The following is a 12,860-nucleotide window of genomic DNA, read 5'->3' on the forward strand; positions in this document are numbered from 1 at the left end:
GGGCGTTGCGCCTCGCCTCTGAACCAGCGGAGGCCCGTTCGGTCACTCCGGCGGCAATTTCTTCTCCAGCTCTTCGAAGCCCGTCTTGAATCCCGGAAGCTCACTCTCTGCGGGTAGCAGCCCGCGCATAGCGTCGATGAAGCTCTTGCGTTGCCAATTGACCGTGTCCAGATCCGCAAATCCATCCTTGGCGATCTTGAGAAAGGCAGCGGCATCCCCTTGATACAGCCTGATCTCCGCCAGATCGAAGTAGCACCAGGGTCGATCGAACGGCGGCTGCTGCTTCAGCTGCGCCTCCCGGACGCGGGCGGCACGCGCCAGCGCGAGCTGGTCCGACTCGGACAGGGCAAGACGTCCGTTGACTTGCGCACGCAGCTTCAACGCGTTGAGCAGCGGATACGGATGTCCGCCCGAAGCCTTCATCGACTCCTCATAGGCCGCAAGTGCAGGCACAAGGCGCCCTGCACGTCTGAGGACGCCGCCAAGGGAGGCGAGAGCGTCGAATCCCTTCGGGTTGAGTCTGATCGCCTCGCGAATGGATGTTTCGCCGGGCGCGGGATCGGAATCGAGTGGCGGCCGTTTGGCGATTTGCGCGACCTTGTTCTCGGCGACTCCCTTCTCGCGCCAGGCTTCGCTATAGGTCGGCGACGCGGCCGCCGCAGCGGTGAATTGTTCGAGCGCTTCGTCCCATATGTCGTTGTCTCGGCATAACAGGCCGAGCTTCATCCGCGGCAACGGATTGTTGGGATCGGCCGCAACCACTTGGCGATAGATCTCCATCGCGCCGGTGACGTTGTAGGCGCGGATCTCGTTTTCGGCCTGTGTCAACAAGTCGTTGACCGGCGGAGACTGCCGCTGCTCGTCGAGGGCCTGCCGTACCGGACTGTCGATCCGGTTTCGCTTGAGCGACTCTGTCAACACCTGCGTGATCAGCGCCCGCGATTTCTGGGCCTCCGTAGCAGGCGCATATTCGTAGGGAAAAGCCTTGATCGACGCGATATCAAAGGGCGGGGCGGAGTTGCCCTGGCGGAAGATCGCCGTGCCGGCCTCACGAGCGCGGTGCCGAACCCCGAGCTCGTAGGCGACGTTGAAGTTGAGCCCGCTGAGGTCGGCCAACGCGAAGCGCGAGTACTCCAAATACTCGAACATGTCCTGCGTGATCAGTGCCGTGAAGAAGTCCTGATCGGTACGCCGCGGCTCGAGCTTGCCGCCCTCGGGCAGGTCGACCGCGGCAATGGCGGGGAGAAAGATGTCACTGTAGATCACATCGAAATCGACATCCTTGTCGCCGACTTTCTTCAAACCGAACGGCATGATGACGAAGCAGATCTTGGAATAATCGATGGCCGTATTGGGCATATCACGCGCTCCCAAAATGCAGCGGAGCAATTGAAAGCTTCATGTTCCTCCAAGGTCAACCTCAGGTCAAGTGTGGGCTTCAAGGAAAACGCGGAGGCTTCGCCCCGCTCGGCAGGAGCCCACCTATGCAAGCCGCAAAGTCATTTGACTGCGGCGTCCTGATCGACGACAAGCCGCCATGGCCAAGAAACCCGGAACCAACCCGAAAGGCGAATTCGCCTTCTTCAACGTCGTCTATGAAGACGGCTCCCAGCGCTCAAACCGCCGCGTGCCCGCCGAGCTGCTCGGCGGCCTCGACGGCGACGAACCCGCCCGCCGCTTCATCATGGAGCAGGACCGCGAGATCGCGGAAAAGAGCGGCCGACCGGCGTTGGAGATCAAGCGGATCGAGCGGGTGGGGGCGAGGAAGAAATAGGCCTTCAGCCTCTCCCGTCATTGCGAGCGCAGCGAAGCAATCCAGAAAACCCTCCGTAGAAAGACTCTGGATTGCTTCGCCGCGCTCGCAATGACGACAAATGAAAAACGGCGGGTCAAGGCCCGCCGTTTGCTTTGAATCGCTGTCTACGATCAATTATCCAAGAAGCTCCGCAGCTTCCTCGACCGCGACGGATGCTTCAGCTTCCGTAGCGCCTTCGCCTCGATCTGCCTGATACGCTCGCGCGTGACCGAGAACTGCTGGCCGACTTCTTCCAGCGTGTGGTCGGTGTTCATGCCGATGCCGAAGCGCATGCGCAGCACGCGTTCTTCGCGCGGCGTCAGGGACGCCAGCACGCGCGTGGTGGTCTCGCGCAAATTGGACTGGATCGCGGCGTCGATGGGGAGGATCGCGTTCTTGTCCTCGATGAAATCGCCGAGATGTGAATCCTCTTCGTCACCGACCGGCGTTTCCAGCGATAGCGGCTCCTTGGCGATCTTGAGGACTTTTCGCACCTTCTCCAGCGGCATACCGAGCTTTTCCGCTAGCTCTTCCGGGGTCGGCTCGCGGCCGATCTCGTTGAGCATCTGGCGGCTCGTGCGCACGATCTTGTTGATCGTCTCGATCATGTGCACGGGGATGCGGATGGTGCGGGCCTGGTCCGCAATCGAGCGGGTGATCGCCTGCCGGATCCACCACGTGGCGTAGGTCGAGAACTTGTAGCCGCGGCGATACTCGAACTTGTCGACCGCCTTCATCAGGCCGATGTTGCCTTCCTGGATCAGGTCGAGGAACTGCAGGCCGCGGTTGGTGTACTTCTTGGCAATCGAGATCACGAGGCGGAGGTTGGCTTCCACCATCTCCTTCTTGGCCTGGCGTGCCTCGCGCTCGCCCTTCTGCACGGAGTGCACGATCTTGCGGAATTCACCGATCTCGAGGCCGGTCAGGGCTGCGAGCTGATGCACCTCGTGGCGGAGGTCCTTGATGCGGTCCTTCTCGTGATGGACGAAGTTCTTCCAGCCCTTGGCCGACAGTTTCGAGACGCGATTGAGCCAGCGCGGATCGAGCTCCGAGCCGGTGTAGTTGCGCAAGAAGTCCTCGCGCGCGACGCCATGGCTGTCGGCAAGGCGCATCAGGCGGCCCTCATGCGAGACGAGGCGCTTGTTGATGTCGTAGAGCTGCTCGACGAGGCTGTCGATGCGCGCCTGGTTGAGGCGCAGCGACTTCACCTCGACGATGATCTCGTCCTTGAGCTTCTTGTACTTGCGCTCCTGGTGCGGCGACAGCGACTCGTTCTGGAGCTGGTTCTGGATGTCCTGCTCCTGAAGCTTGCGCAGCTTCTTGTAGCTGTCGGCGATCTTGTCGAAGATCTCGACCACCTTCGGCTTGAGCTCGGCCTCGATCGCCGCGAGCGACATCTGGTTCTCGAACTCGTCGTCGTCCATGTCGGCTTCGGCCGCGGCCTCGCCCGGATCCTTGTCCTCGCCTTCGCCGCCGGCGGCAGGCGCGGCGCGGAACGGGGTCGGCGCCGGCGGCGCTGCGGGCGGAGCGACATGCGCAGGCGCGGCGGCTGCCGCCGCGGCCTCGCCACCCTCGGCCGGCGCTTCGCCGTTCTCACCGGTGGGACCTGCAATCATCGCAGTGTTCATGCCGCCCTTGGCATCGGGGCCGGCATAGGTCGCTTCGAGATCGATGATGTCGCGGAGGAAAATCTTGCCTTCGTTGAGCTCGTCGCGCCAGATGATGATGGCCTGGAAGGTCAGCGGGCTTTCGCAGAGGCCCGCGATCATCGCCTCGCGGCCGGCTTCGATGCGCTTGGCGATCGCGATTTCGCCCTCGCGCGAGAGCAGCTCGACCGTGCCCATCTCGCGCAGATACATGCGCACCGGATCGTCGGTGCGCTCGCCCGGCTCGCTCTTCTTGACCTCGGTGACGGCCTTCTGGGTGACCTCGACGAGCTCGTTATCGGTGTCGTCGTCGGCCTCGTCCTTCTCTTCCTCGCCTTCGGTGTCGTCGGCTTCGGTGACGTTGATGCCCATGTCCGAGAGCATCGACATGATGTCCTCGATCTGTTCGGGCGAGGTCTGGTCGGAGGGGAGGACTTCGTTGAGCTGATCGAAGGTCACGAAGCCGCGCTTCTTGGCCTGCTTGATCATCTTCTTCACGGCCGCGTCGGACAGGTCGAGCAAGGGCGAGGGCGCGTCCTGGGAGTCCTTCTCCGGCGCATCCGCTGCCTTGTCGTCTTTTTCCTTGTCCTTCGCCTGCAGCGTCTTTGCCTTGGTGGCCATCCATTGCTCCTAAACGCGCTTCATGCGAGACGCCCGCCGCGCCTGCGTGAATTCACTTGATCCTGTTGCTCGACGCTCTCGCTTCGGCAGCTCTCGACACGGAAAGGGCGGCGCACAAACCTCTCGCCACCCCCAACTTTCTCTCGCCGGAATTGCCTAACGCTTCGTCAGCCTCTTTGACGCGGCGGATGCAGGTGTAGTGCCAACAGCGATTGCGCGGATTCATTCCTGACGCGTCTGTTATGCCTGCGGCCGCCTCTGGGCCAAAGTGCTACAAGACCGTTAAGCCTCGATTAACCCTGTTTTTGCCGCCAAACCCAGGATTTGGCGAGTCTTTTAGCGGTTCCGGCCGCGGCCGTCCGCATGATTCTTCATCACATGCTCTTCTGGAGCCGGCCCGACAGCTCACCAAAACCCTCGATCAGGGCCTCGGTACCGTCGACTTCCCCTATCCGAGCCTTGACGTCACGCAGCCATGCCAAATTGGCCTCACTGGGATCCTCCCCCAAGGCCAGCTCGGCGTCTTTCAGCTCTCTAAGTAGTGAATGCCATTGCCGATGCAAGGCAACCAGCTGGTGCCAGGTGGCAAGAACGTCATCCCTTGCTGCGCCCTCGCGGGCGGCCCATACCGCCTGGGTCGTGATGACGTTCTCAACCCTTTGAAGAACCTGGGAAAATCCACCCCGTTCGAGGTCGCTGCGCATCTTTTCGGCCTGCTCGCCAGGGTCAGGCGAGTGGTGATGGTCGTTGGCAAAGGCGGCGATGATGCCGGCCCTGAGCTTGTGGGCCTCGGGATGGGCCAGCTCCAGGGCGGCGACCTCCTCGAGATGCTCATGCAGCAGCCAGGGGTGATTGATCAGGCATTGCAGGATCAGGGCCTCGCGGCGGGAGATGGCGCTGCGCTGGCCCCGCATGATCGGGCTTGCCGCCAGCTGGGGGCTCGCCGCCTGGTAGGGGCCGGACGGTAGCAGGGTGGGACCCGGGGCCCCGCGGCGGCCGCCGCCGAATCCCTGGGCGCCGAATCGATTCGGGCCCCCTGCCCTCGGCTGGAACGGCCGGCCGCCGCCGGGCCGGAAATTGCCCCGGCCGCCAAAGCCGCGCCCACCTTCGGGGGCGAAGGTGCGCTGCAACCGCTCGACGAACTCGTCGCGATAATAGCGCCGCACCACCTCGTCGCGGATGCCGTTCGTGAGCTCCTTGATGCGCGCCTCCAGCGCGGCGCGGCGCTCCGGCGTGGCGAAATTGCCGCCCTCGAGCTCGCGCGACCAGATCATGTCGGCAAGCGGCCGCGCTGCCGCGATCACCTCCTCGATCGCGCCGCGCCCGCCCGAGCGCACGAGATCGTCGGGGTCCTGCCCTTCCGGCAGCAGCGCGAAACGAAGACTCTTGCCGGGGCTGAGGAAAGGCAAGGCAAGATCCGCGGCGCGATAGGCCGCCTTCTGCCCGGCGCGGTCACCGTCGAAACAGAGGATCGGCTCGTCCGCCATCTTCCAGAGCAGCGCGAGCTGGCTCTCGGTGAGCGCTGTGCCGAGCGGCGCCACGGCACCCGCAAAACCCGCGGTAACCATGGCGATCACATCGACATAGCCTTCGACCACGATCAGCGCGCTGCCGTCATGCGTGGCTTTGCGCGCGGTCTGATGATTGTAGAGATTGTCGCCCTTGTGGAAGAGCGGTGTCTCCGGCGAGTTCAGATATTTGGCTGGAACGTCCTTCTCCAGCGCGCGCCCGCCGAAGGCGATGACACGGCCGCGCAAGTCCGTGATCGGAAACATCACGCGATCGCGGAAGCGGTCGTAGGGCACGGGGATGTCATTGCCGGCAACAAGCAGCCCGGTCTCGATCATGTCCTCGACGGAGATGCCCTGCTGGCCGAGGTGCTCCTTCAGCGCGAAGCGATCAGGCGGGGCATAGCCGAGGCGGAATTGCAATTGCGTCGCCGGCGAGATCGCGCGGTCGGCGAGATAACCACGCGCTTTCGCCCCCACGCGCGAGGCCAGCGTCTCCGCGAAGAATCTTGCGGCGAGATCCATGACGTCATGCAGCGACTTGCGCCGCTGCTCATGCCGCGCGGCATCGGGCGTCACCGCCGGCAGCGGCAGGCCCGCCATATTGGCGAGCCGCTCCACGGCCTCCGCGAACGGCACGCCCTCGGTCTCCATCAAGAAATCGATGATGTCGCCGTGCTTGCCGGAGGAGAAGTCGTGGTAAAAACCCTTCTGGTCGTTGACGTAGAAGGACGGCGTCTTCTCCTGCTGGAACGGCGACAGCCCTCTCCACTCCCGCCCGGCCTTCTTCAGCTTGACGCGCTTGCCGACGACTTCGGAGACCGAAAGCCGGGCACGAAGCTCGTCGAGGAATTGGGGCGTGAAGCGCATGGGATGAGTTTAGCCGAGCGTTTGAGTCGGGCGAAGGATCAGGGATATAGGCGCGGCCTCGCCAATAGTCAGGTTTAGGCGGGTTATCCGGGTTATTCGACCTATGCACAGGCCTTGGTCCCGTCACCCCTGAAAGTGCTCGCCTCTTCGGCGAGCCTCGAAGGCCGACGGCCCGGCTGCATCCAGGCCGATTCATCCCTCGAGGATGACGGAATAAGTGGCCGGAATGACTTGACGGAGCCACTTGAACCGCGCCCGGTTCCGCGCTTCCATGCCTGCATGTTCAGGACCTTTCGAGGCGGTCAGAGCGGGGGCTGGCGCGTGACCTCGATTTCGCCAGTGACGGGCGAGCCCCTGCCCTTTGTGCCGGCGCTGTCGGTGACCGACAGCGAGGCCGTCTCGTTGCCGCAGGTGCCCTCGCGCAATGCCTGGCGGCTGGTCGGGGTCGCGAGCAACTTGCGCTACACCGAGCGGGCCGAGAAGCAGCAGCTCGTGGCCGTGCAGGCTGGCCTCGGCCGGCTGGAGGCAACCAGCGCGGCGCTGATCCCGATCCGCAAGTCGCAATCCTGGTGGGAGCTGACGCAGGAAGAGCGACGCAAGATCTTCGAGGACAGATCGCACCACATTGCGAGCAGCCTGCGCTTCCTGCCGGCGATCGCGCGCCAGCTCTATCATTGCCGCGACCTCGGCGGCCCCTTCGACTTTCTCACCTGGTTCGAGTTCGCTCCCGCAGACGCCTCGCTGTTCGAGGAGCTGGTGGCGATGCTCCGGCGGACCGAGGAGTGGACCTATGTCGAGCGCGAGGTCGACGTGCGCATGGTGAAGGAAGTGCTGTCGGCTTAGTGCTCCAGGAACCGCCCGGACTCGATGCACGGCAGACCGGTGACGGGCCAGTTGTAGACATAGGTCCAGGCCCTTTCCGTGGCACCATCAGGCAACGTGACCTCGATCATCTGCCGCAGATATTCCGTCGGCTCCGGAAAGCCCTCGCCACAGGCCTCGTACATGTCGAGCTCGCGCAGGAGCTCGTCCGGCACGCGCAGGTGAAAGAGCTCGCCATGGACGATGTCCGTCGGCGCGTCGGAAAGCAGCAATCCGGGATAGTGCTTCACCAGAACGAGCCGGCCGCGGCAGGTCGCTTCGCACAGAAATTCCGCATGGCCCGCGAGCAGCCGGGCCATCGGATGATCGAAGCCGCGCATCAGGGTGCCGTAGACGAAAAGTCGATCGGAGCTCATGGTGTTCCAAAGTTGCAGCTTCGGTGCGATACCGTTACTCCGTTTACACACGTTGTTATTCCATAGGCAAATCAGGATGGCTTTGGACACAGCCGAGGCAACCGATCAACTGCTCGGCGAGGGCGATATTCCGCCCGTGCATGAGGTGAATGCGGCAGGGACATCGCCGTTCCTGCTCACCGCGGATCACTACGGACGGATGCTGCCGCGCGCGCTCGGCGATCTCGGCCTCGCGGAAAGCGACCTTGTCAGGCACATCGCCTGGGACATCGGCATCGCCGGCGTCGCCGAGCGGCTCGCCAAGATGCTCGACGCGCATCTGATCGCGCAGCGCTATTCGCGGCTCGTGATCGACTGCAACCGTCCGCCCGACGTCGCGAGCTCGATCCCCGTGACCTCCGAGGCGACCGCGATCCCGCGCAACGAGGGCATTTCGGAGCGGGAACGTGAGGCACGGCGGCGCGAGATTTTCGAGCCCTATCACCACCGCATCGATGAGGCGATCTCCCGCCGCCGCCATGACAAGCAGCCGACGGTGCTGGTGTCGCTGCACAGCTTCACGCCTGTCTATGCCGGCATCGCACGTCCCTGGCACATCGGCACGCTCCATCACCGCGACACCGTGCTGCCACAGCTCTTGCTCAAGCACCTGCGCAGCGAGGGCGATCTCGTCGTCGGCGATAACGAGCCCTATGCGGTGAGCGATCTCACCGATTACACCATCCCCGTGCACGGCGAAGCCCGCGGCCTCGTCAACACCGGCATCGAGATCCGCCAGGACCTGATCGAAGACCAGTCCGGCCAGCAGCAATGGGCCGAACGGCTGGCACGGATCCTAGCGGAGATCGCGGTGGAGCTGCGGGCGGAGCCGTTGGTGTAGCCGGCCAATCCGGCGGTGCCCTCACTCTCCCCGCAAACGACCGCAAACGGAGAGAGGTGAACGTCAACCGGCTCGCGTCGCGACGAACAGCGCCAGCGCCGCGAAGATCGCGGCGATGGTCCAGAGCACGTAGGCGAAGCGGCCGAGCGATGACAAAGCCAAAGGCGCAGAAGGCCACGACGAGCCCGGCGAGATCGGGCCGAGCGATATGTCGGGCGAGATATTGATAGCTCTGGTGGAGGCAGAGCGCAGCTTGCGGGCATTGACGGAATATTCGTAAGTAAAGCGCGATGGGATTGGGATGAATCGTCATCGCGCTTTGGCTCGTACTTCGGGCACGATCGTTTCGGACAACCGCTCAGCACCTTGCATCAACGGCGGCCGTCCGGGTCCGGATCATGCCTTCGCTCACTTCGCCCGTGTCAGCGCGAGCCAGATGCCGCCGCCGATCATGAAGCCGCCGGAGATGCGCGACATCATCCGCGTGCGGCGCGCCGAGAAGAATTTTCGGGCGCGCCCGGCGGCGATGGCGTAGAGCGCATCCGTCATCACTGCGGTCACCATGAAGGTGGCGCCCAGCAGCGCGACTTGCGGGAAGTGCGGCCGGTTCAGGTCCATGAACTGCGGGATGAAAGCGCCGAAGAACACCAGCACCTTCGGATTCGACAGCAGCACCAAAAATCCCTGCAGGAAAAAGCCGCCGCGCGGCGGTGGTGGCGGCGCGTCGACCTCGACGCCCTCGACCGGCGTCCAGATCAGCCTGATGCCGAGCCAGACGAGATAAGCGGCGCCGGCAAAGCGCACCCAGTCGAACCAGTAACCCATGGTCGCCATCAGCGAGGTCAGGCCGACCGCGACGATGCCGATGACGATGGCAAGCCCGGCCTGCGCGCCGGCAACGTTGGTGAGCGCCGCACGCGTGCCGTGGCGCAGTCCGTTGGCGATGACGAGGGTGACGATCGGACCCGGCAGCAGCGCCAGCGCAATGCAGGCGGCGACGAAGGCGAGATAGGCTTGCATGGACATCATGGGAGAGACTCGCTGGAGGCGGTGCCACATTAATGCATGGCGCGTGCTGGAACGGAAGACGTTCCCCCTCCCTCTATTTTCGCGCCTTGACATGCAACCGTTTGGTTGCGTATTATCCTGCCATGGATGAAGTCTTCAAAGCGCTCGCCGATGCGTCACGACGGTCGCTGCTCGACAGGCTTCACGCCAGGAACGGCCAGACGCTGAACGAGCTCTGCGAGGGTCTCGCGATGACGCGGCAGGCCGTGACCAAGCACCTTGTCATTCTGGAAGAGGCCAACCTGGTGACGACCATCAGGCAGGGCCGCGAGAAGTTGCATTATCTCAACCCGGTACCGATCCATCAGATCGGTGAACGCTGGATCAAGAAGTTCGAGCGCGGCAAGCTCGCCGCGCTCAGCGAATTGAAACGCCAGTTGGAGAAACGCGATGAGTAAGCCCGAATATGTCTACGTCACCTATATCGAGACGACTGCCGATGCACTGTGGCGGGCCCTGACGGACGGCGATCTCACGGAGCGCTACTGGTTCGGCAATCGCATTGCCTCCGACTGGACGCCGGGCTCGGCCTACCGTTTCACCAATGCAGGTTCCCCGACGGTGGAGGGCGAGGTGATTGTGTTCGATCCGGTGCGCAAGCTCGCCTATAGCTGGATCGATCGCAAGCCGGAAGCCGCGGGCGAGAGCGCTTCCCGCGTCACGTTCGATCTCGAGCCGCGTGGCAAGGTCGTCAAGCTCACGGTAACACATGACGAGCTCGGAGAGGACGGCAGGACACGGCGTTCCATCTCGGGCGGCTGGCCGATGGTCCTCTCCAATCTGAAGAGCCTGCTGGAGACAGGACATGTCATCGAGATCGCGGCTCCCAGCTGTTCTGCGAAGGATGCTGCGTGATGCCGAAGCCCCAATTCGTCTACGTGACCTACATCGAGACCACGCCCGAGAAGCTGTGGGAGGCGCTGACGTCGAGCGAGTTCACCAGGCAATACTGGTTCGGCGCCGAGGTGAAATCGGACTGGAAGGTCGGCTCTCCCTTCGCGCTTCTGCTCGACGGCGAGGTCACCGATTCCGGCGAGATCCTCGAAGCCGATCCGCCGCGGCGTCTGTCCTACAGCTTCAAGCACCACAAGTACGAGGAGCTTCGCGGCGAGCCGACCTCGCGCGTCGTCTTCACCATCGAACCGTTCGGCTCGCTCGTGCGTTTGACCGTGCTGCATGACGGCTTCGTCGAGGGCGGCAAATATCTCGGCGCCGTCTCCAATGGCTGGCCGGCGATCCTGTCCCAGCTCAAGAGCCTGCTCGAGACCGGCAAGTTGCTCGGCATTCCACGCGCAGCCCTGAACAAGGGATTCGATGCAAAATGAAGCTCGATCAATTCAAGCCGCTCACGGTCTACACCATCTACATCGCTTCGACGCCGGAGAAGGTGTGGGAAGCGCTGACCTCGGCCGAGTTCAGCAGGCAGTATTTCTTCGGCAACACCGTCGCGGTCGAGCCGCGCCTTGGCGGCTCGTTCATCGTGCGCACGCCTGACGGCGCGCTGCACATCAGCGGCGAGGTTCTCGCCTACGACCCGCCGCGAAAGCTCTCGGTGACGTTCAACGTCAACTGGCCGGACCTGATCGAGAAGCTCGGCCCCACGCTCGTCACCTACGAGATCGAGCAGGTCGGCGATGCGGTCCGGCTCACCATGAGCGAAGGCCATGATCGCCCGCTCAGCGACGACATCCTTGCCGGCGGACGCCAGGGCTGGCCGGCGATCCTGTCCAGCCTCAAGAGCCTGCTCGAGACCGGCCAGCCACTGGTGGTGAAAATGGGCCCGCCGCAGCGAATGCTCGACGCGCTGAAGGCGATCGGGATCAAGACGCCGTAGGCGCGGCCATCTCCATGTCAAACGTGCGGCGCCTATCAAGCGCGCGACAGCAGCTGAAGCGCCACGCCGAGATTGGCCGCGAACAGAGCCGCGTCGATGACGAAGATCCGGAGCATCGGGCCCTTCAGCACGGGCCAGTAAGCCACTCCGACGCGGCCTCCACGCATCAGCACGGGAACATTGTAGGCGAACTGGCTGAAATGGCAGGCGGCGAAGAACAGGAACAGCGCGAGCTGCGCTTCGGCCGGCTGGAAGAAGGACGGACGGGCGGCCAGGAGATAGAGCGACAGCAGCCCGATCGGCAGATTCATCGCGCCCAGGAACGCAACGCTCGCCGCCAGGGTCGGCGCAATCGGATTGCGACGCTCTTCCCGCGGCAGCAGGATCTTCAACGTGTTGGTTTGCGCGATGCTGAACTGGATGAAGGCGCCGACGAACCAGAGCGTGTTGAGAAGCAGGATGAAATCAGAAAGGTGCATCGTCATTTTCCGTAAAAGGCTTCGCTGCGTACGACGCGGCCCGCGTCGTCGAAGTCCATGAACTCGCTGGCGCGGGTGTCGCCCAGCTGCCACCACACCGTCAGTCGCGCGATCGCCTCGTCCCAGCTCCAGCTCAGGATCTTCAGGTCGGCACTTTCGATGTGGCCATAGGCTTTCCGCCAGTAGGCGCGGATAGCCTCAGCGCCGGTGACGGTCGGAGAACCCGTCAGGGTGAGAGCGAGAGGGCTGCGCATCTGCGCATCGTCGGCGAAATGCGCGACCACCGCGTCGATATCGACCCTGCACCAATTCGCGCACCATGCCGCGACGAAGCGTTCGGCGGCCGCGCGATCCATTGCTTGTCCGCTCATGATGCGGATCCTCCCCTGGCTCGTGGCCGGGAAGGTGGCAAAGCCCGCGCCTCATGTCAACTATGTTGACTTGAGATTTCGTTCAGCTGTTGTCGGCGATCGCCTCCATCACCCCCATCCAGCCAGCCGCACCGGACGCCCCGACGCGATCGAACGCCGCGCGCAAGACCTGGCGCTCGTGGTCGGAGGCGCGCTGCTCGATGCGCCGCCCCGCTTCGGTCAGGCGCAGCAGTTTCGAGCGGTGCTGCTCCGGCGAGCGCTTCGACGTCAGGAGCTTGCGCTCCAAGAGCAGATTGAGCGGCCGGTTCAGAGCCTGCTTGGAAATGCCGAGGACCTCGACCAGCGAGCCGATCGAGATATCGGGCCGGCGCGCCACCACATAGAGGATACGATGATGCGGGCGCGACAGACCCTGCTTGGCAAGATATGCGTCGGCTTCCAGCGTCATCCCGCGCCAGCCGTAATACATCAGCTCGAGTGCCGCATCGAGCTCGTGCAGCTTCGCAAGCGACGCACGGTGAAGCCCCGCGGCTTGAGACGTCTTGGCCAT

15 protein-coding genes are annotated in these 12,860 nt (G+C 63.7%); 7 read left to right on the forward strand and 8 right to left on the reverse strand.

Going from position 1 to position 12,860, the window contains the following annotated elements:
• Positions 1-42: 42 nt before the first annotated feature.
• Complete coding sequence (locus P6U28_RS26895) at positions 43-1,359, reverse strand: tetratricopeptide repeat protein (RefSeq protein ID WP_122401085.1); 1,317 nt, start codon at positions 1,357-1,359, stop codon at positions 43-45.
• Between the two features lie 178 nt (positions 1,360-1,537).
• On the opposite strand from P6U28_RS26895, the gene P6U28_RS26900 reads away from it, so the two are divergent.
• A complete protein-coding gene (locus P6U28_RS26900) occupies positions 1,538-1,774 on the forward strand; it encodes a hypothetical protein (RefSeq protein ID WP_122401084.1) in 237 nt (78 codons plus the stop codon).
• Between the two features lie 152 nt (positions 1,775-1,926).
• Here the strand turns inward: P6U28_RS26900 and rpoD are convergent, their stop codons facing one another.
• Together rpoD and dnaG are read right to left on the reverse strand one after the other, a co-directional pair.
• Positions 1,927-4,062, reverse strand: coding sequence for an RNA polymerase sigma factor RpoD (rpoD, locus tag P6U28_RS26905; RefSeq protein WP_122401083.1), 2,136 nt, complete (start codon positions 4,060-4,062; stop codon positions 1,927-1,929).
• Between the two features lie 374 nt (positions 4,063-4,436).
• The gene (dnaG, locus tag P6U28_RS26910; RefSeq protein WP_122401082.1) at positions 4,437-6,440 is read right to left on the reverse strand and encodes a DNA primase; all 2,004 of its coding nucleotides are present in this window, start codon (positions 6,438-6,440) and stop codon (positions 4,437-4,439) included.
• A gap of 279 nt (positions 6,441-6,719) precedes the next feature.
• Here dnaG and P6U28_RS26915 point away from each other — a divergent pair, with 279 nt between their 5' ends.
• Positions 6,720-7,283 carry a chlorite dismutase family protein gene (locus tag P6U28_RS26915; protein WP_122406397.1) on the forward strand — a complete coding sequence of 188 codons (564 nt, stop codon included), beginning with the start codon at positions 6,720-6,722 and terminating at the stop codon, positions 7,281-7,283.
• Here P6U28_RS26915 and P6U28_RS26920 read toward each other — a convergent pair.
• A complete protein-coding gene (locus P6U28_RS26920; protein WP_122401081.1) occupies positions 7,280-7,678 on the reverse strand; it encodes a gamma-glutamylcyclotransferase in 399 nt (132 codons plus the stop codon). The genes P6U28_RS26915 and P6U28_RS26920 overlap by 4 nt on opposite strands.
• A gap of 76 nt (positions 7,679-7,754) precedes the next feature.
• Here P6U28_RS26920 and P6U28_RS26925 point away from each other — a divergent pair, with 76 nt between their 5' ends.
• Complete coding sequence (locus P6U28_RS26925; protein WP_122401080.1) at positions 7,755-8,558, forward strand: N-formylglutamate amidohydrolase; 804 nt, start codon at positions 7,755-7,757, stop codon at positions 8,556-8,558.
• Positions 8,559-8,966: 408 nt separating this feature from the next.
• Here the strand turns inward: P6U28_RS26925 and P6U28_RS26930 are convergent, their stop codons facing one another.
• Positions 8,967-9,587, reverse strand: coding sequence for a LysE family translocator (locus tag P6U28_RS26930; RefSeq protein ID WP_162500130.1), 621 nt, complete (start codon positions 9,585-9,587; stop codon positions 8,967-8,969).
• 122 nt (positions 9,588-9,709) lie between these two features.
• Here P6U28_RS26930 and P6U28_RS26935 point away from each other — a divergent pair, with 122 nt between their 5' ends.
• The 4 genes from P6U28_RS26935 to P6U28_RS26950 are packed head-to-tail and all read left to right on the forward strand — an operon-like array spanning position 9,710 to position 11,460.
• Positions 9,710-10,024 (forward strand): helix-turn-helix transcriptional regulator, encoded by a 315-nt coding sequence (locus P6U28_RS26935; RefSeq protein ID WP_061880471.1) that lies wholly within the window; start codon positions 9,710-9,712, stop codon positions 10,022-10,024.
• Complete coding sequence (locus tag P6U28_RS26940) at positions 10,017-10,481, forward strand: SRPBCC family protein (protein ID WP_122401079.1); 465 nt, start codon at positions 10,017-10,019, stop codon at positions 10,479-10,481. The genes P6U28_RS26935 and P6U28_RS26940 overlap by 8 nt, the downstream gene beginning before the upstream one ends.
• Entirely contained in the window at positions 10,481-10,951 is a 471-nt protein-coding gene (locus tag P6U28_RS26945) for an SRPBCC family protein (RefSeq protein WP_122406395.1), read from the forward strand. The genes P6U28_RS26940 and P6U28_RS26945 overlap by 1 nt, the downstream gene beginning before the upstream one ends.
• On the forward strand, positions 10,948-11,460 hold the full coding sequence (locus P6U28_RS26950; RefSeq protein ID WP_129142534.1) for an SRPBCC family protein: 513 nt from the start codon (positions 10,948-10,950) through the stop codon (positions 11,458-11,460). The genes P6U28_RS26945 and P6U28_RS26950 overlap by 4 nt, the downstream gene beginning before the upstream one ends.
• 35 nt (positions 11,461-11,495) lie before the next feature.
• On the opposite strand, the gene P6U28_RS26955 is transcribed toward P6U28_RS26950, so the two are convergent.
• The 3 genes from P6U28_RS26955 to P6U28_RS26965 all read right to left on the reverse strand — a co-directional run bounded on the left by P6U28_RS26955 (position 11,496) and on the right by P6U28_RS26965 (position 12,860).
• A complete protein-coding gene (locus P6U28_RS26955) occupies positions 11,496-11,939 on the reverse strand; it encodes a hypothetical protein (RefSeq protein ID WP_122401077.1) in 444 nt (147 codons plus the stop codon).
• Positions 11,940-11,941: 2 nt separating this feature from the next.
• Entirely contained in the window at positions 11,942-12,310 is a 369-nt protein-coding gene (locus P6U28_RS26960) for a nuclear transport factor 2 family protein (protein WP_122401076.1), read from the reverse strand.
• 82 nt (positions 12,311-12,392) lie between these two features.
• Positions 12,393-12,860 carry a MarR family transcriptional regulator gene (locus tag P6U28_RS26965; protein ID WP_122401075.1) on the reverse strand — a complete coding sequence of 156 codons (468 nt, stop codon included), beginning with the start codon at positions 12,858-12,860 and terminating at the stop codon, positions 12,393-12,395.

The sequence above is a fragment of the Bradyrhizobium sp. STM 3561 genome, from assembly GCF_045571455.1.
GTDB lineage: Bacteria > Pseudomonadota > Alphaproteobacteria > Rhizobiales > Xanthobacteraceae > Bradyrhizobium > Bradyrhizobium vignae.